Below are 18,438 nucleotides of genomic sequence, written 5' to 3'. Positions count from 1 at the left end.
TAGGGACCGTGATGCCCAAGGAGAAACCGGCATCGGCGGCGGGATCGTTGAGGCCTACGGCGCCTATGAGGTGGTATCGCGTCTCTGGACTCTGAATCTGCGTACAAACCCTACAGAAATGAACTTTGTCACTATCGGCGGGTGATAAAGACCACTCCCGTGATGAGCAAGACTGCGCCGCCCAGTTTCGTCAAAGTGATCGGATGGATGTCCATCCTGAACCAGCCGAAGTGATCGACGACCAGCGAAGTGATCAGCGCTGCCGAGACTGTCAGCGCCATGAAGTTTCCCGTTCCGACTTTGTTTACGAGCGTCAGACCGGCAAATACCTGCACCGCACCGACTAATCCACCAAAGACCGCCCACCAGGGCATTTCGCGCAAATTCGCGATTGTGGGCAACGGATGGGGAACGGCAAAGAAAAGCGCCATAAAGAAGAAGGTGATAACGAGGAATGAGACCGTCGAAGCGAGATATGGATTCGCGAGCGACTTGTTCAATTGACCGTTCATGGCTGCGCCACAGGTCTGCAGTGCGCCACCGAGGATGATGAAAGGAAAGATCCAACCAGCGTTCATAGTTTTCTCCTGAAGTTACTGAGCGGGTACGACGGCGTGCATGAGAAAGGCGCCAGCCATGCTGGCGAGCAGAGCCGCGGGCATCGCGATGGCTCCTACCTTGAGGAAGTCCCACGCGCTGACATCGATGTCTTCTTTCCTCAAGGCCATAAGCCAGAGGATCGTTGCGAGAGAGCCCGTGACGGAAAGATTCGGCCCCAGGTCAACACCAATGAGGACAGCGTTGCTGAGCAAGCCTTTGGTGTGCGTTGCGGTAATGGTGGCGCCAGCGATCAGACCGAGTGGAAGATTGTTTAGGAGGTTGTTGGCAACAGCCACCACGAGAGCAGTCACGAGCGAGCCGAGATGAGTGCCAAGCGCTTCAGCGTGCCGCAGAGCAGATTCTGTGACTCTCAACGCTCCGACACTCTCTACTGCATCGACCAGCACGAAGAGAGCAGCGACCAGACCCAACGTCGACCAGCTCACCTCTTTTGCCAGGGGCAGCGGGTTGCAGCGATTTCTGATACAAACGACGGCGGTTACGCAAAGGGCTGCAATGCAGGTCGGCAACCCCAGGTCTTTCTTGAGCGACGAGAAGACCAGCAGGACCACGACGACCAAGCCTAGCCCCCACAGGACCAGTCTTCCGCTAGCGCGGAGGGACGCCTTTTCTTTCGGCTGTTCGAGTTCTCCGCCGATGTCTTTCCGAAAATACCAGCGGAGCACAAGGAAGGTCACCGCGATGGACAGAACCGAGGGCAAGAGAAAGGATGCCAGCCAACGGCCCAACGAGGGGAGGCCTGCGTGGAAGACCACCAGGTTGGCGGGATTTGAGATGGGCAGCACGAATGATGCGGCGTTCGCGATCATTGCGCACGCGAATAGGAACGGCAAGGGCTTCGCCTTGGATTTCTTCACGGCGGCGAGCACAGCAGGCGTCAGTACGACTGCCGTTGCGTCGTTCGACATGCAGATCGTGACGATAGTACCGACACCGTAAATGAGCAGGAAGAGCCTGCTGCACGAACCTTTTGCTGCGCTAATTGAGGTGGATGCCACCCAGTCAAAGACGCCATTCTCCCGCGCGAGAGCTGAGAGCAGCATCATTCCGATTAAGAAGAAGTACACATCGCTGCCTTCGGCAACAGCTTTGCCTGCCAGCTTCAACGGAACGAGTCTCAGCGCTACGAGCAGAATCGCTCCGGCTCCCACCCAGTACACCTCAGGGAGGTTCTTGGGACGAAGCAACATGAGCGCGATGCTGAGCGCAGAGATCGACAGGATGAGAACGGTCGTGATCATCGTGCGCCTACCACTTCCTTCCGTTCTTGTTCGGACCCAGTTGTGTATCGAGAAGGCCACGTTCGGACCACTCTCCGATGCTGTTCTCGTGATCGATGTGCTTCACCTCGCGTAGGGGCAAGTCACCAATAGCAAGTTGAATGGAACTCGACAACGCTGAGCCGCTCTCCATGACAGCGCTCACCGTCAGCTGATGAAGACCATCTGCAAGACGGTGCCCGTCGATCACGGCCCTCCATAGCCCGTCCTCGCTGAGCCGCAAAGGCAATTCTTCTCCAGAGAACACGGCGCTCACAGCAGTAGGCCCACCCTCTGCCCAAATTTTCGCGGCGACCTCGATAGAAGACTTCTTCGGTGCCGCTGCCGTTCTGGCCGTAAGCAGTCGATGGTCAGAGGGCGAGGTGATCGCAACTAAACCTGCGTCGTCCGGTTTCACGAAATGCCAACTGATTACATCGTCGTCGATCGTGGTCAGCGAGAATCCGACCGCACCCTCTTCCACCTGACCGGTAGAGCGCGTTGCGCTGTAGAGAACGGTTCCGTCATTACTGATCTCGTTGTAGTGGGTGTGGCCCATGTCGATCAGCAGCACAGGATACTTCTGCAGCATCTTGCGAAGTGCGTCGCCCCCTTGCAGCAGGTCGCTCGGATAGCAATGCAGGAAGAGAACAACCCTTTGCTTGAGTTGTTCGGCGGCCGCCAGCTCTGCTTCCATCCATGCCAACTGTTCTTCGCTCAAGGTGAACGAGTCCGGTCGAGGCTCACCGAATGCGTTCAGGCGCAGAAAGCGGTAGCCGCCCAGGATGAAGCCGCCGTAGAGGCTCGCCGAGATGAACGATGTGAAGTTCTCGAAGCTCTTCTCATGAACATCATGGTCACCCACGATGCCAAACCATGGAATCTTGAGCCGATCGAGGTGCTTCCTTACAGCCCGATACGCGGGGGCACTACCATCGTCCGCGATGTCGCCCGGAAGGTAGACGAAGTTGACGCTGCCGTCCGAGAACAGACGGTTGATCGTATCCACGATGCGGCCGAGATCAATCTCGTTCTGCTCGCCTTCCTTAACCATGTGGAGGTCGCCAATATGAATCCAGCTAACCGTCGAAGTCTTGTTCAATGGCAGGGGTTGGAAGGGAGAATCCGTTGTCTGAGTCATAGACCTCCTAAGCGCGAGCGGTTTGTTGCCGCCCGTCTGATGTTTCCGGGACGGATGTGAGCAGAAGCAGGAACGCTAAGCAGGCCACGCCGCCCAGTGCTAAGAATGAGATCCGGTAGCCCGCGTGCTGCATGAGCATTCCACCAAAGGTGTTGCTCAGAGCCGCCCCGAGACCAACAGCGGTGGCGAGTGCACCTTGTGCCAGGTTGAAGCGCCCAGTGCCGCGAGTGCGGTCCGCAATCACAAGGATGGACACCACGCCAAAGATGGAGTTGGCAACGCCATCGAGCACCTGGACAGCAAGCAGTGCAGGCACGGCATGGAAGACCGTGTAGAGAGCCGCACGGATGGGGAGCACACCAAAGCCGAAGAGCAGAAGCTGCTTGCGGCCATGTTGATTGGCGAAGCGCCCGAAGTAAGCAGCCGTACACAGCATCGCGACCTGGGTGATTGCGATGCAAGCGCCCATGAACGGAGCAGCTGCCTTCGCCGAACCGTGCGCCAGAAGTTCGCCAAGCTGAGGAAGCATGGCTGCGTTCGCGAAGTGAAACAGAAAGGCACAGCCAAGAAAGGCGAGAAGGACGTGGTCCTTCGCCAGCTTCAGCCGCACTTCTTTGCTGCTGCCGCCTTCCTTCTCGCCTTCGCTCCCGCCACGAGCCAAATCGAAGTTGATGTCGTCTTTCTTGATCGCTAACGTAGAAAGGATGGTTGGAAGGACCAGGATCGCTACGGCGAAGAAGATGGCTCGATTTCCAAGGAAGTGCGATGTCGCCGCAATGACGGCGGCGGCGAAGAGATTGCCGCCTGCATTGAATCCCTGGTTGCGACCAAACTGGCAATCGAAAAGCTCCGACCCGACCAGTCCCATTGTGATCGCGGCCACCGTGGGCCCAAGGAATGGGCCTGCAAGGCCGATGAGCCCTTGCGCCGTATAGACAACGCTTGCACGCCCAGATAGGGCAAACAAGATCGCTCCAAGCGCGAGAACGAGGCTGCCAAGAATCAGGATGGTTCGCTTCCATTTCGCTCGATCGACAATCCAGCCTGCCGGTGTTTGCAACAATACCGTTACGATTCCACCGAAGGTCAACGCTTTGCCTACAGCTCCCGCCTGCCAGCCGATGCTGGCGAGATAGGCAGCCACGAATGGACCAAGCCCAGCTTGCACGTCGGCAAGGAAGAAGTTGGTCCATTCGAGCGCTCGTACGCTGGGGCGCCTCGCGTTATCGGCTTTCGCGACGATCATTCCCGCAGCAGAGGTCCTCATTGCTACGCTCGTAGCCGCTTCTGAGCTGTGGGAGCCGGGAGATCTAAGCCGTCCAACTCGTCCACATGCGCCAGCGCCTCTGCACCCCGTGCGTACTCGAGCGCCGCACGGAAGGAGCCACGCTTCAAGGCTGCCTTCGCGTCTTCGGTCAACCGCTTTCTAAGCTCGACAACAGCATCAGGAGCTTCGTGATGGGCTGCGTGATCTTCCGCGCGGTGCAGGAGGTGCTCAAACTCGGCTGCAATCGTCGCTTTCAGTTCCTTACTGACTTGTTCCGTCGAGCTGCTGTTCAGCGTTGCGAAGCAGAGATGCTCTGCGGCACGAAGCAGGTCTGCTGAATCTTTGTACCGCTCAGCGCGAAGGGCGATGTCCGCAGAATGCATAAGGAAGCGAAGAGCCTCACTTTCGGCTTGCGCAAGGTTCGCGATGGCCTGGACGCGACCGAGATGTTCGAAGGTTCGTCGTGCATCTTTGAGTGGATCGTGGTGGCCAGGAGTTTTCTTGGCTGCTTTCTTCGCAGCCTTTTTCGGCGGGATGGGCATCGATGTTTCCTTTGCGCTATTAGGCTGCCGAGCTCCGTTAGAGCTCGGCAGGTTTAAAGAAGAGATAGGTGCCGACTATGAGCTAGATACCCCGCGGGACTGATGGTGGAACCGGAGGCGTAGCTGGTGCCGGAGCTGAACCTGCGGTGGGTGGGGGTGCGGCTCCGTCCGGCGCAGCAGGTCTCGGAGGAGGCACGGCTCCAGGTCCAGGCACCGCAGGGCCGCCTGCCGCTACAGGTGGAGGTGGAGGAGCGGACACGCCAGATGGTGGCGGAGGGCCGGGACGAGCATCACGCGGACCAGGCGCAGCTGGAGGCAGAAGGGCACGCCGAGCTTCTCGCGGACCGGGCGGCGGTGGAGGTAGAGGCGGCGGCCCTGCCGGGCGTGCGCCTGCAGCTGATCCATTAGGGCCAGGGTTCACAGGAAACCCGGGAATGGGCGCAGCATCGGCATAGGAAACACCTCCGATGGTGACTGTCCGCGCTTGAATGGTCTTGTTGCCCGCATATGAGAATTCATCACCTTCTACCCGGACGGGGGCTCCTTTGCTCAAGGTCGTCGGAAGTCGCTGAGCCAGACCAGGTGAAAACGTCACATAGATTCCGTTGCGCAGGAGGAAGCCTTGAGGACGATCGCCAGGCCCCGCCATGAAACGGGAGACATGGCCTGTGATGGTTGACGCTGCTGCAGCCGTAGCTGGAACTGGGCTGGGGGAGCTTGCGCGCCGACAGAAGCCGCCGCGAGAAGGAGTGGAATAGAGAAGATCCGATAATCCATTGGTGCCGCACCTCTGCATCCATCAAGGCAACTGCGCTGCCAAACCGTACTTCTGCTGAAACCGGCGATTTCGGAATGATTTACTCCTGCGCAGGGTCTCTCTTGCCTTATGACGGGCTCGTTCTTGTACGCATTCCGTCCAGCTAGGTGTGCTCATTCCGTACAACAGCTCAGTCGCCCTTTGATCGAAGCGTGTGAACACAGCGAAAATGACATGGGAGCTTTGGAACCGTTCTTGCAGTGCACATAGTCGATGAGTCAAGGGCGTCACAACCATGAAAGCGTTCTGGCCTGGCACGCGCCGAGCTTGCGCGGGCGTGTCGCGCTGCTCGCGGGAACCGTCGTTGTTCTTCTTGCTTCGACGCTCTTGATCCTTGTCTGGGTTCTGCGGACAACACAAGCGAATGCTGTCGCACGATCTCAAAAGCATCTCTCGGCGGTAGCCAGAACCCTGGCAGAGGCTTACGAGAACCGTCCAGATCCAAGTGTCTCGGTAAAGGCTATCGAGGCCTTTACAATCCGGCCGCAGCCTCCTGCGGCTGCCCCGCCACGTGAGGCGCCCCCGCTACCTGGACCGCCTCCCCCACCACCCCGTCCGCGGTCGCCTCAAGAGAAGGGCCTAGAGCAGATCACCGCGAAGGTTCTCGCTGATGACACAGGTATTGAGGGAGGCTTCTATCGCGCGGCTGACAACCAGTTGATCGGGTACGCTTTCCCGACCCATGAAGGCCCCGGTGACCCCGCCGCTCTTCCCGCACGTGAGACGCCGGAAATCCTCAACATCACAGCGGCCGCGTACACATCGAGAAGCTTGCAACAAGATCAGTTCCACGGTCCCCATGATGTAGTTCTGTTCGTTGCCGTTCCAATTTGCGAGTCCAAGGCTTGCACAGGCGGTCCATCGGGAGCAGCTTGGCTAATGCGACGCATCCCCGGCGCGGAGTCAGACCGCCGCAGGGAACTGTTATGGAGCGCCTTTGGCTTTGGTCTCACCGCCTGCGTCACCGTGCTCTTCGCTTTCTTCGTTCTCCGGCAGGTCGGTGCAGGGACGGACGCTGTGCTGAACCGCCTCACCTCGATGGAGTCCGATCTCGACGAACAGCCACACCCTGCGAACGTTCGACTGGCAGAGTTTCATCGCGTGCTTGACGGTCTGGATCGGCTCACGGCGGCGTTGCGGGGCCAGATGGCTCGTGAACGTGAATTGCAAGTGCGGGTACGGCAGAGCGAACGTTTGGCTGCTATCGGCCAACTTGCCGCTGGGGTTGCGCACGAGTTACGAAATCCGCTCGCGACGATTCGCTTGCGGGCACAGATGGCGCAACGCAAGACCCAGGAAGAACTTACTTGTCAAGGGACGGCTGTGATCCTGGCAGAAGTGGACCGTCTCGATGCGATCATCGAGAGGCTACTCGACTTTTCACGGCCGATTCACCTCAATCTCATCGATACCGACCTTGCGGTGCTGTGTACGGAGGCCGTGCTGCGATGGCGGGCTCGTTTCCCCAATGTCGATATTCGCTACATCGGGGAGGATCGTATTCCAGCCATCATGGACTCTTCGCGTCTCAACCAGGTGCTCGATAATCTCCTCGAGAACGCGGTGCACCAGCATGAAGATCGGCATACTGCGGAACCTTGGATTTACGTACGTTGCCGTGAACACAATGGAACAGCGCTCATCCTCGTAGAGGACAATGCCGGCGGCTTCTCTGCCATAGGCTTGCAGAGCGCTACCGAACCCTTTTTCACCACGCGCGCCCAAGGCACCGGTCTAGGCCTCGCCATCACGCGGGAGATCATCCACGCACTCGACGGGTCTCTTACGATTGCAAACAAGGCGGAAGGAGCCTCTATCCAAATCCAATTGCCAACACGACTGCGCTGAGCCATGGCTACCGTACTCATCATCGACGACGACCAGAACCTTCGCGAGACACTCTCCGACCTAGTGGCCGGTGAAGACCACACAGTGCTGCAAGCCTCGAACGGTCACGAGGCCATACAGATTCTGAGTGAAGAGGCTCCTGACGTTGCACTCTGCGACTGGCGTATGTCACCGCTTGGCGGCCTGGACGTGCTCCGGGCCATGCAGCAGCATGATGCCGAGCAACGAATTCCAGTGATTGTGCTTACGGCCTACGGCGACGCCGAAAGCACTGTTCAGGCGATGCAAGCTGGAGCCTACGACTTTCTTGTGAAGCCCATCGATGTCGATGTAGTGCTCGCAAGTCTCAATCGTGCTTTAGAGCATGTTGTTCTGCAGCGAAGTCTTGAACGTTTGCAGCGAGAACGGTTTCGCGACGGTCGGCTCTCCATTGCTCCGTCCACAGTTGCAAATGGCAGCGAACAGCTTGTTGGCAAATCGCCGGCTTGGATCGAAGCATTCAAGCGCGTTGGTCAGGTGGCTCAGACCGACCTCACGATTCTTTTGGAAGGGGAGACTGGAACCGGGAAAGAGGTAGTCGCGAAAGTCATCCATCGCAACAGTCCACGGGTGAAAGGGCCGTTCGTCGCAGTGAACTGCGCAGCGATCCCCGAGGAGCTTGTGGAATCTGAGTTGTTCGGCCACGAGCGCGGAGCTTTCACGGGCGCTACGTCGCAACGGATGGGTAGCTTTGAGCAGGCGGAGAGCGGCACGCTTTTCCTCGACGAGATCGGGGAAATGCCGCTGGCTGTACAGCCGAAGTTGCTCCGTGTCCTCCAGGAGAGGACATATCAACGTGTCGGCGGGACCAGGGCGGCGAAGGCCAATGTGCGCGTGATCGCAGCGACCAATCGGAGCTTGACCCAGGAAGTCGAGCACGGCAGGTTCCGTTCCGACCTGTTCTACCGCCTCAATGCGTACCACATCGAGCTTCCGCCGTTGCGAGCTCGGAAAGCTGATATCGGCCTACTCGCCGAATACTTCCTCGAACGGTTCGCGTCCCTGAACAGGATGCCAACCTCCGCGCTCGATTCATCTGCATTGCTAGCCCTGGAGGGGTACTCTTTTCCGGGTAATGTACGCGAGCTAGAGCAACTGATGAATAAAGCAGCGGTGGAAGCAGCCGGCAGACCGATCACCGAGGCGAGGCTGCAGAATTACTTGCGCCCCCCAGTACGACAGGGCGAGGCAGATCTCAAGTCCTGGGAAGAACTGCCGTTCCACGAGGCGACCGCAAGGTGGGAGCGTTACCTGATCGAACGCGCCCTCATGCTCTCCGGAGGAAATAAGTCCGAGGCGGCACGCAGATTGAGCATCCAACGTCGGCTGCTCTACGAGAAGCTACAGCGTTTCGGGATTTAGAAGAGAACCCGGATCGCTCGGCAGCGAGAAAGGCCCATTTATGCTGGAGTCGTGTCCGGTAAAGCTGCTGGCAGGATCTTGGAAACAGGTTTGGGTTTTGTGTAGCTGTTCCCTGAGCACAGACCGACTGTGTCGCAATCTATAATTGCGACGCTTCCGGGAGGCTCTTGAAGAATGCTCGCTCGTCAGCTTGTAGGTCGCCATTCCGCCAGGGCACTCGTCGTGATCGCTGTGTTGCTGTCGCCTCGAACAGGAGCTCGGGCTCAGGTAACAGAGTCGGCAAATCCACCGGACATCACCCACATTCACGTGAGTCCTCGGGCTCAGCCGCAGGTGATCCCGGCAACACTATTCGGGAGCTTTCTGGAGCCGATCGGGCATTCAACCTATGGCGGTCTCTGGGCCGACGTTGTCGAGAACCCATCCTTGGAAGAGGGGCTCTGGTCCGCTGGCAACATCGCAGCCATGCTTCGCGAACGACCGGAGCTTCGCCGAGCTTCTGAGCTTGGCCTTCCGCTGCCGTGGGAGCCGCTCGATCAGCGGCAGGGCAATCGCTATCTTCCAGTCCGTGGCGACGCGGCAAACTCCAATCAGTCGCTGCTGGTGATGGCATTACCGGGCAAGACGGTCGGCATCCGTCAGCGTGTCTATCTCTCTCCGCAGCGCCAGAACACCTACAACGCATCGCTCTGGGTCAAGCACGTTCGCGGCAACGGCAACGTCTCTGTATCGCTGCGGCGGCACAACCAGCCAGACAAGATTCTGGCTTCGGCACAGGTGGTGGCGGATAAGCCGGAGTGGACCAAGTATGAAGTTCGCCTCAGTCTGAAGCCCAATGAGGTGGCGAGGCTGGAGCCAGTAGATCTGGTGCTTGCACTGGACGATGACGCTCGTGCGCAGTTCGACTCCGTGTCCCTGTTCCCGGCCGATGCGATCGACGGTATGGATCCTGATGAAATCCAAATGGCGCGCGACCTGCACTCTCCAATCGTGCGTTTCGGCGGCAATTTCACATCGGCCTATGACTGGCATGACGGAGTTGGCCCCACGGACAAGCGTGTGTCCGTGATCAATCCATCCTGGGGGATTCCGGAATACAACACCTTCGGCACCGACGAATTTCTGCGTTTCTGTGAACTGATTCACGCTAGCCCGCAGATAGCACTGAACCTTGGCACGGGCACGCCCGAGTCGGATGCCGAATGGGTGCGCTATGTGAATGCGCACTGGGGCGACCACCATGGCGGGCTACTTTGGGAACTGGGCAATGAGCTGTGGGGGGACTTCCAGATCGCCTACCCGGGACCGGAACGCATCGCCGCCGTGACGCTCGCGACCAGTCAGGCTGTGCGTGCTGCCGATCCCAGAGCCAGGCTGATCGCAACAGGCGGCGATGAAGATTCCTTCCACGACTGGAATGCTCGGCAGCTTACGAATGCGCCGGGGACGTTCAACTACCTGTCGACGCACTTCGTGGTCACAGATTCAACGCAGTTGCGTGGTGACGCGGATTTCAGAAGCATGGCGGCGCTTGCGCTTCCGTGGGGACTTGCTCCCCGCATGCACCAGATCCAGCAGCAGGCCGCCGCGGCCGGGCACAAAGACGTTCGCGTGGCATTCACCGAGTGGCTCATGATCTCGGAGCAGCGCAGTAGTCCCAACTTCACCAACATGGGCGGCGCGCTGTTTGCGGGAGGCTTCCTGAACATGCTGATGCGCAATGCGGGCGTGCTCTCCATCTCTGACATGACGGGCATCATGGAGTTCGGCGGCATCTGGAAGAAGCGCGGCCAGGTGTACGGTGCACCCGCGTACTACGTGTTGCGCGAGTACGCGCAGGCGCAGCCGCATACGCTGCTCGACGTTGTGAGCGACGGCGGCACGTACACGATTAGCCACGGCATCACGCGCCTGCCGGAGATCGCGGACGTGCCTTACCTGGACTGCGTTGCGAGCGAACCCGAGAACGCAAGCGAAGTGCTGCTCACATGCGTGAATCGCCACCTGACCCGCGCTATGGAGGCTGAAATTGATCTCGGCAGTTTGCCGGTGAAGGGCACTGCGCACATTCGTACGATCCACGGCAGCAGCATCCTGGACGAGAATGATGAGGAGAACCCGCAGCGGATTGCCCCCGTTGCTGACCAGCGGCCAGCGTCAAGGAAGTTGCACTACACCTTTCCGAATGCCAGCGTCACTGTGATGCACCTGCCGCTTCAGCGCTGACGTTCCGCACCCGTGCGGTCTTCTTCCCCGAAAAAGGAATCAGGGCGCTGGAACCGGTGCGCTCTTGTCTTGCTGCTTCCTGACAAGGTCTGTTGCCACACGCAGCTCTCTTTCCGATTCCTGCTGGCGGCCAAGGCGCCGCAAGGTAAGGCCCAGGTAATAGTGTGCGGGCTGGTAGTCCGGCGAAGCAGCGATGGCGCGCGAGAGCCAGCGCTCCGCATCCGTGTAGTTCTTGCGCCGGTATGCCAGGAAGCCAAGACCGGTGAGCGCACCGCCATGTGACGGAACGCGCTCTACGACCTGCTGGAAGTCGGAAGCCGCCTCGGCGTCGCGATTTGCCTCCATGGCCATTTGGCCCAGTTGAAACCGCGACTCGGCCTGCTCGGGCTGGAGCTGGAGAGAAGTCTCGAACTCTTTCGCGGCGGCATCGGTGCGCTGCTGCATCTGGAAAACGCGGCCCAGGCCGTAGTGGGCAGTGGCGTCGTTGGGCCGCAATCGTAAGTAAGCCCGGAATTGCTGCTCTGCGGCGGGGAAGTCCTGCAGGTCCATCGCGACACGACCGAGCGCATACATGGCTTTAGGGTCTTCCGGGCCGGTGGCAAGCGCCGCCTTGAGAGTCTCTCGCGCAGACTTCAACCGGCCCATCTGCTGCTGCTGAATACCAAGATCCGTCAGAAGCACGACATCACCGGGGACCTCCGCACTGGCGTGTTCAAGCGTTCTCACGCAAGAGTCGGCGTCGCCCGAAGCTTTGTAGTGAAGCGCCAGGGCGAGCGCTGCCTTTTCTTCTCCACTGCGCGCCTCAGCATCTCGCGGGCTGACCTGCAGGACGGCTTCGAAGCGCTCCATGGCCTCCGGAAAACGACGACGCTGGAACAGCAGATCGCCCAAGGCATTGTTGGCGGGCACCGATTGCGGATCGGCGGCGAGAGCCTTCCGCAACAGATCCTCGGCCTCTACCGTTTGCCCGGAGTCGCGCTCTACCTTTGCCTCGCGCACCAAAGCATCGATCTCCTTGGCTGTCCGTTGGTGCGACAGGTCCTGCGCGGCAGCAGTGAGAAAGCAGCAAGAGCCGATCACAAGGAGACGAACGCGGGACAACACGGCATGTCGACTTGTCACATATCTCATCCGCACAGTTAGACCCACTGGAGCCGTGAAATGCAATCGGCGGGAGCACGGTTGCGTGCTCCCGCCGACCTTGCTGCTCTCTCGTCAGAATTGAATACGGCCGGTGATCTGCATCTGACGAGGTCCGTTGATGGTTCCGGTTGGAACGCCGAAGGTCGTATCGTTCGGTTCGGTGTCTGGGGTTGAGAAGGTGTGACGGTTGAAGGCGTTGAGCAACTCGACCTTCAGGGTGAACACAACGCCTTCAGCGATGGGCGTCTTCTTCAGGAAGCTGAAATCCTCGTTGTAGTAGCGGTAGTTCCGGATTTCACCCGTCACACGTGGAACGTTGCCGAAGAGAAAACCTCCGTTGTCACAGTTGGGCGTGACCACGGTTCCAGGTGCAACGCACGCAACCTGCGCTCGCGCGATGCGGATCTGAGGATTGTTCTGATCGAGAAACGCCGGCGCGTTTTGGAACTGTGACTGGGCGGCGTTGCCGGTGTTGGTCGGACCGTTGAACTCGCTGTCTGTGTTCGGGTCCGAGTAGAAGTTGTTAGGATTGCCCGCCTTCAAGCGACGGAACGGGTCAATGTGTCCGCGCCGTGCGGGGCTGGCAAGCTGCGAACCCGGGACGCGCGTGAACTCAATGAAGTTCTGGAAACCAGGAATACCGGTGGCGCCGCCAAAGGAGGTCGGCTGTCCCGACTGGTACCGCTGGACTCCACCGATCTCAAACCCACTGACTGCCGCGCGAAGTAGGGGATTGTGGAAGTTGCCGAACGCCTTGCCTTTTCCAAACGGCAGCTCGTAGATGTAGCTGACCACGAAGGTGTTCGGGATGTCCTGAATGGACAGTGATTTCGTGCTCTTTGGATTAGAGGGATCCTGCTCCTGATTGACGCCGGCATTGATGCCCGGCAAGGACGAATCCGCGTTGGTAATGTGCTTGGACCAGGTGTACGACGCCTGCAGATTCAAACCTTGCGAGAAGCGCCGCTCCAGGGATGCGATGAGCGCGTCGTAGGACGAGTGACCCACGTTCTGCAGACAGCAGTCCGTCGCGATGTAGTCATACTGCGGGAATGGCCGAAGTGCCTGGAAATAGTTGGCGTTGTTGTTGAATCCCGCGTAGGGCTTGGCGGTGCCGAGAGCCGGAGCCTCGTAGCCGAAGGTACGGGTGAGTTCGTCGCCCCGGATGAAAGTGGACGGCGAGGTATTGTTGACGTTCTCGATGCCGGAACGGAGATGCGCTCCCTCGTTCCCGATGTAGCCGAGGGTGAAGATCAGGTCTTTGGCCAGCTCCTGCTGAACCTGCAGATTCCACTGCTCGATCATCGGAGGGCGCCCGTAGGACGGTTTGATGTAATTGCTGAAGTTACGCGGTGCGCTCGAATCACGGCTGTCATAGAAGCCGGGATCGAGGTTCGGGGCAAACGAAACGTTTCCGAGACCTGAGCTCAAGTTGAAGCTTGGATCGAAGCCGTTCGAGTTGAGGTTCACCGGGCTGTTGTATCCCGTTGTCGTCGCGCCACCAAAGTCGCTGTATTGCAGCGGACCGTAGAGGACGGCGAAACCACCACGCAGAACGAACTTGTTGTTCAGTGAGGCCGGTGAGTAAGCGAAGCCGATGCGTGGAGCGATGTCCTTGGTCCACGTGTCCGCCCAGCGCTTGTTGCAGTTCGTGCAGGTGGTCGCGAATACCAGCGCGCCCGGCGTTCCGGTGTAGGGATCAATGGCCGTTGGGCTGAAGTTTGACGTGTTGTTCTGCGCTTCGCGACGGGGTTGGTCGATGTCGTACCGGACACCGAGATTCAGCACCAGGCTGCTGTTGACCTTGAAGTCATCCTGGAAGAAGCCTGCCCAGTAATTGCTGATCCAGCGCGGCTGATGATTCGGAATCGTGATTCCCGCCGAGTCGTACAGACCAAGTAGGAAGCTCGCCTGACCCAGGCCGGTGCCGTCCTGGTAGGGACTGGTTCGCGCTGCCTTGGTCTGGTTGCCGTTGAAGTTGAAGTACCCGTTAGTAACGTCATTGGCGATGGACGAATACTGCTGGTACCGGTAATCCACGCCGAACTTGAAGCTGTTGCGGCCCTTCTGCCAGCTCAGGGAGTCGTTGACCCGGATGCCGTTGTCGACGTTGTCGTCGTTCTGATTGCGGCTAAGGCTTACGTAGCCGGTGATGTTGACCAGAGGGAACCCGGTGACCAGCCCCGGAATGCCAAGCTGGCTGGAGTAGTTCGTCCCACCCTGCAGGTAGATGGAGCCGTTGATCGAATTGGAACGGTTGTACCCCAGATTCAGGTGGTTCAGCACGTTGGGTGTGAAGATGTGATCCCAACCACCGCGTCCGAAGTGCGTGATGAAATCCTGCGTCTGCACGTTTGGCGTCACAGGAGCGGGCAATTGGAAATTCTGCGGACTGAAGCGCGTATTCTCGCGCGTGTTGTACGAGCCGTAGATCTTGTCCTTGGCGCCGATGTTCTCGTCAACCCGGACGCTATAGGTAGTGTTGGTCAGTGGCGAAGAGGTGGTAAGCGTGTAGTTGTTGGACACGCCACTCGCATTCGGAACGGGATAGTAGCTAAGCAGCTTCAGCGCTTGCGGGCTGATGCGGCCCTGCGGAATCGTGTTGTTGGCGAAAGCCGTGCGGCACTGAATTCCGTTGACCGTGCGGGTCGTGTTGGGATCGAAGATCTGACCGTTGTACAGCGGGGTTCCATCGCAGGGATTCAGGATTGGCTTCCCGTTGTTGTCCAGCTTCTGTGAACCCAACAGGTCGCTGAAGTTTCCTCCCCGTTCCGCAACCGTGGGCACGGTGCTCGTAATCGGCCCGCCTAATGTATGCCGGTACTGCTCCCAGTTGAAGAAAAAGAACGTCTTATCCCGGCCGTTGTACAGGTGGGGAATGGAGACAGGTCCGCCGAAGTTCCCGCCGTAATCGTTCTGCTTATCGTTGGGACGGTTGTAGGCAGACTCGGATCCCTGTGTGGGATTGGCGGTGTAGAAGGCTTTATATCCGTTGTTGAACCAGTTGTTGGCGTTCAGATCTTCGTTGCGGAAGATATCGAAAATTGTGCCATGGAAGGCGTTACTGCCACTCTTGGTCACGAAGTTCTCGATGCCGCCGGTGGTTCGTCCAAACTCAGCTTCCGGAGTGGAAGTAGTCACCTTGAACTCCGAGATGGCTTCGACCGAAGGCGCCTCTTCGTCAAACGAGGAGCCGTTCTCTGAACGTGTCTGGGACGCACCGTCCAGCAGGACTTCGTTGCCGAAGTTCTGGCCGCCGCCGAGTTGCGAGATGAAGATGCCATTGTTGCTGTTGCCGGAACCCGGTCCGACTGTGCCAGGGATGAGGAACACAAAAGATTCTGGGGCGCGCATTGCGCCAACGCCACCCAAAGCGAGAGGCAATTCGACGATCTGTCGCGTGTTCACCGTGCCGCCAACATCCGACGACTCTGCTTCCACCGAGGGGGCGTTAGCAGTGATCGTGACCGACTCATTCGCTCCACCGGCTGCCAGGCTGATGTCCAGGCTGGTCACGGTGCCGACGCGTACCTCGACGCCTGTGCTGACTGTGGATTTGAAACCAGGCGCGGTTGTGGTGATGGTGTAGCGGCCGAGCTGGATGGAAGGGAAGCGGTAGTTCCCGGACGAGGTCGATTTGGCTGTATAGGTTGCGCCGGTCTGATCACCTTTGGCGGTGACCACAGCGTCCGCTACTGCAGCGCCACTGGCGTCCAGCACGTTGCCGGCGATCTGCCCCTGATTCGTCTGCGCACCGGCATACACCGCCGCAAAGATCAGCAGCAGTGCTCCTACAAGTACACGAGATATTTTGATTGCGAACCTCAATGTTGCCTCCAAAAGCACACGCGCATTCAAGATCGCGCTTCGTCGTACCTTGACCGAATTTGCTGTTGTTCGCCGCCCCACCTGTCCCGGTGTAAGCGGTTACATTTTCAGGATCGGGCGCAAGACTAATAGGCCATTTGAAGGCATGTCAACTCCATCGATTGGAGGAGCCGAAAGCGAACTTGCAACGCGGCGGATGCTCGCCTGTCGAAACGATTCAATCCCGCTACTCCGCGGATTTTTCTCCGTACAGCTTTGAGCTGAGTTCAAACTCACGCTGTGCTTCGGCCGTTCTTCCGGAAGCCCGATACAGCCGGCCTAGCTGGAAATGCAGCCGCGAATTGCCGGAATCCAGCCTGACCGCTGTTTCCATGGCCGAGCGAGCAGCGTCTGTCTGACCCGCGCCGCTGTAGGCACGAGACAGCTCCGCGAATGCGGCGCTGCTCTTCGGATTCAGATCGGCCGCGCGCTTCAACAGAGGCAGTGCCGTGCTGAATTCGTTGCGATGATCCAGGAGCTTGCCGTAATCCACAAACGGTTGCTCGCTCGGATGCGGCTCGGCATCGGCGAGCGTGACCGCCTTCGCGTAGGCGGAGAGGGCGGCGTCGGACTGGTTCTCCGCTTCCAGGCAGATGCCGAGGTTATCCTCTGCCTTCGCGCTTGGCTGGATGGCAAGACTTTTCCTCAGAGCCGTTACCGCATCCGGATAGCGACCATCGTGCATGTGCACGCGCCCGAGGTCGTACCAGGCTTCCGCGTTCCCTGGACTGAAGGCCACCGCCTTCTGAAGCCAATGAGCAGCTTCCTTGTAGCTATCCAGCAGTACGTAATCCCTCGCAACTATCCGAAGCTGCTCTCCGTTTGGGGGTTGCAGCGCCGCTGCCCTGGTGTAAATCTCGAGCGACTCCTTCGGCTGGTTTCGCTCTTCCAGCAGGAGTCCCAACAGGTACAGACTTTCCGCTGTTTGCGGAGCCGCATTTACTGCTGCGCGCAGCGCAGCCTCGGCGCGATCTGGCTGGTTCGCATGAAGCAGGCTTTTCGCTTCCATCAGCAGCGCACCGCTTGCTTCTTCGGGCTGATCGGCCTTCCTTGCGGCGATCACGGCAAAGCAGTTGGCAGCGGCCTGGAACTCCTTCGCGGCATAGGTTTTTCGGCAGCCTGCGTCGTCGGCCACGGTGGACGCAGGTGTCAACTGCGCACTCAGCAAAGCCGTCTGGAACAGCACCAGCGCGATCGAGCAACCAACGCGGAAAGATGCTGCGCTCATGGCTCTTCGTCAGACCTCGAAGCATTCGCCGCAGTCGATCCGCGACAGACCAGCTTCGGCGTAAAGATGTGCTCCTGTCCCACAACGTTCACGTCGGCGCCCAGCGTGTAAGACAACAGACTGCGAAAGGCCGCTCCTGCCAGGTCTTCCCGCGGCACATTCACCGTGGTCAGGCCCGGGCGAGTGTAAGCGCTCAATAAAATGTCGTCACTGCCGACGACTGAAATGTCCTCTGGAACGCGAAGGCCGCTCTCAAAGAGCATCTCCATCGCGCCGATCGCGGTCAGGTCGTTGGAACAGACGACCGCTGTCAGGTCGGTGTTGGTCTGAAGAAGCTGCTGCATCGCTTTATAACCACCGTCGACGCGGTGATCACCTTGCGTCATCCGGCGCGGCATCAGCCGTATGCGGAACTGCTTACAGGCCGCCTGGAACGCTGTATGCCGCTCCCGCGCTGACGGTAGGTTCAGCGGTCCGCTTATAAAGCCGATGCGTGTATGCCCCAGTTCGGCCAGGTGCTGGACTGCCTGCAACATGCCAGCGGAATGATCGATGCGTACGCTGCTGACACCCGGGCTTGCCGGGTGGGCGTCCAGCAGGACCAGAGGGATCTTGCGCTTCTGGAACACGTCCAGCAGAGCGTCATCCATCTCCGAGGTCATGATCGCCACGCCATCGACCTTACGTTGCAGCATCCGCTTCACGCATATGTCCAGCCGTTTGGGGTCGTATCCCGTGTTCGCGATCAACACCTCTTTGTGGTGTGCCACCGCGGCGTCTTCGAAGGCTTTGACCAGCTCCGGAAAGAATGGGTTGGTGATGTCCGAAATGATCAGCCCGTAGAGGCTGGAGCGGCCCGACCCGAGAGCGCGCGCATTGATGTCAGGATGAAAACCAAGTTCCGCGATCGCCTTCCGAACGCGTTCGGCGGTCCCGGCCTGCACGCTGCTGGATCCGTTGATCGTGCGAGAGACCGTCGCCGTGGACACACGCGCTTTCCGTGCAACGGCGGTGATGTTCATGCGGCAGGGCTCCGGGTGTGACGCAACGACGATTGTTGGCATGATAGCGCGCGGCT

General features: G+C 59.2%; 13 protein-coding genes. 5 read left to right on the top strand and 8 right to left on the bottom strand.

All coding sequences use genetic code 11. The features are described from left to right. Window positions 1–131: 131 nt before the first annotated feature. From OHL12_RS05200 to OHL12_RS05185, 4 genes are read right to left on the bottom strand one after another with little or no spacing between them, the layout of a single operon-like run. Complete coding sequence (locus OHL12_RS05200; RefSeq protein ID WP_263412766.1) at window positions 132–578, bottom strand: DMT family transporter; 447 nt, start codon at window positions 576–578, stop codon at window positions 132–134. Between the two features lie 15 nt (window positions 579–593). Then, a complete protein-coding gene (locus tag OHL12_RS05195; protein WP_263412765.1) occupies window positions 594–1,862 on the bottom strand; it encodes an arsenic transporter in 1,269 nt (422 codons plus the stop codon). 7 nt (window positions 1,863–1,869) lie between these two features. Next, window positions 1,870–3,021 (bottom strand): metallophosphoesterase family protein, encoded by a 1,152-nt coding sequence (locus tag OHL12_RS05190; RefSeq protein ID WP_263412764.1) that lies wholly within the window; start codon window positions 3,019–3,021, stop codon window positions 1,870–1,872. 7 nt (window positions 3,022–3,028) lie between these two features. After that, window positions 3,029–4,288 (bottom strand): MFS transporter, encoded by a 1,260-nt coding sequence (locus OHL12_RS05185; protein ID WP_263412763.1) that lies wholly within the window; start codon window positions 4,286–4,288, stop codon window positions 3,029–3,031. A gap of 65 nt (window positions 4,289–4,353) precedes the next feature. Between OHL12_RS05185 and OHL12_RS05180 the strand changes: the two genes are divergently transcribed. The 5 genes from OHL12_RS05180 to OHL12_RS05160 all read left to right on the top strand — a co-directional run bounded on the left by OHL12_RS05180 (window position 4,354) and on the right by OHL12_RS05160 (window position 11,122). Next, a complete protein-coding gene (locus OHL12_RS05180) occupies window positions 4,354–4,626 on the top strand; it encodes a hypothetical protein (RefSeq protein WP_263412762.1) in 273 nt (90 codons plus the stop codon). A gap of 330 nt (window positions 4,627–4,956) precedes the next feature. After that, complete coding sequence (locus OHL12_RS05175) at window positions 4,957–5,238, top strand: hypothetical protein (protein WP_263412761.1); 282 nt, start codon at window positions 4,957–4,959, stop codon at window positions 5,236–5,238. Between the two features lie 1,288 nt (window positions 5,239–6,526). Beyond that, entirely contained in the window at window positions 6,527–7,495 is a 969-nt protein-coding gene (locus OHL12_RS05170; RefSeq protein WP_263412760.1) for a sensor histidine kinase, read from the top strand. Window positions 7,496–7,498: 3 nt separating this feature from the next. Then, window positions 7,499–8,896, top strand: coding sequence for a sigma-54-dependent transcriptional regulator (locus OHL12_RS05165; protein ID WP_263412759.1), 1,398 nt, complete (start codon window positions 7,499–7,501; stop codon window positions 8,894–8,896). Between the two features lie 309 nt (window positions 8,897–9,205). After that, the gene (locus tag OHL12_RS05160) at window positions 9,206–11,122 is read left to right on the top strand and encodes an alpha-L-arabinofuranosidase C-terminal domain-containing protein (RefSeq protein WP_263412758.1); all 1,917 of its coding nucleotides are present in this window, start codon (window positions 9,206–9,208) and stop codon (window positions 11,120–11,122) included. 39 nt (window positions 11,123–11,161) lie between these two features. On the opposite strand, the gene OHL12_RS05155 is transcribed toward OHL12_RS05160, so the two are convergent. The 4 genes from OHL12_RS05155 to OHL12_RS17380 form a co-directional block, all read right to left on the bottom strand. Beyond that, window positions 11,162–12,244, bottom strand: coding sequence for a tetratricopeptide repeat protein (locus OHL12_RS05155; RefSeq protein WP_263412757.1), 1,083 nt, complete (start codon window positions 12,242–12,244; stop codon window positions 11,162–11,164). Window positions 12,245–12,337: 93 nt separating this feature from the next. Continuing rightward, a complete protein-coding gene (locus tag OHL12_RS05150) occupies window positions 12,338–16,093 on the bottom strand; it encodes a TonB-dependent receptor (RefSeq protein WP_263412756.1) in 3,756 nt (1,251 codons plus the stop codon). Between the two features lie 226 nt (window positions 16,094–16,319). Further along, window positions 16,320–17,360 carry a tetratricopeptide repeat protein gene (locus tag OHL12_RS05145; protein WP_263412755.1) on the bottom strand — a complete coding sequence of 347 codons (1,041 nt, stop codon included), beginning with the start codon at window positions 17,358–17,360 and terminating at the stop codon, window positions 16,320–16,322. Further along, window positions 17,357–18,382: a LacI family DNA-binding transcriptional regulator gene (locus tag OHL12_RS17380; protein ID WP_399260764.1), complete on the bottom strand. Its 1,026-nt coding sequence runs from the start codon at window positions 18,380–18,382 to the stop codon at window positions 17,357–17,359. The genes OHL12_RS05145 and OHL12_RS17380 overlap by 4 nt, the downstream gene beginning before the upstream one ends. Between the last annotated feature and the right edge of the window lie 56 nt (window positions 18,383–18,438).

This window comes from Terriglobus aquaticus, assembly GCF_025685415.1.
In the GTDB taxonomy this organism is placed as follows: Bacteria; Acidobacteriota; Terriglobia; order Terriglobales; family Acidobacteriaceae; genus Terriglobus; species Terriglobus aquaticus.
Note: the sequence above shows the minus strand (reverse complement) of the source record. Positions and strands in the feature narration are given on the sequence as shown.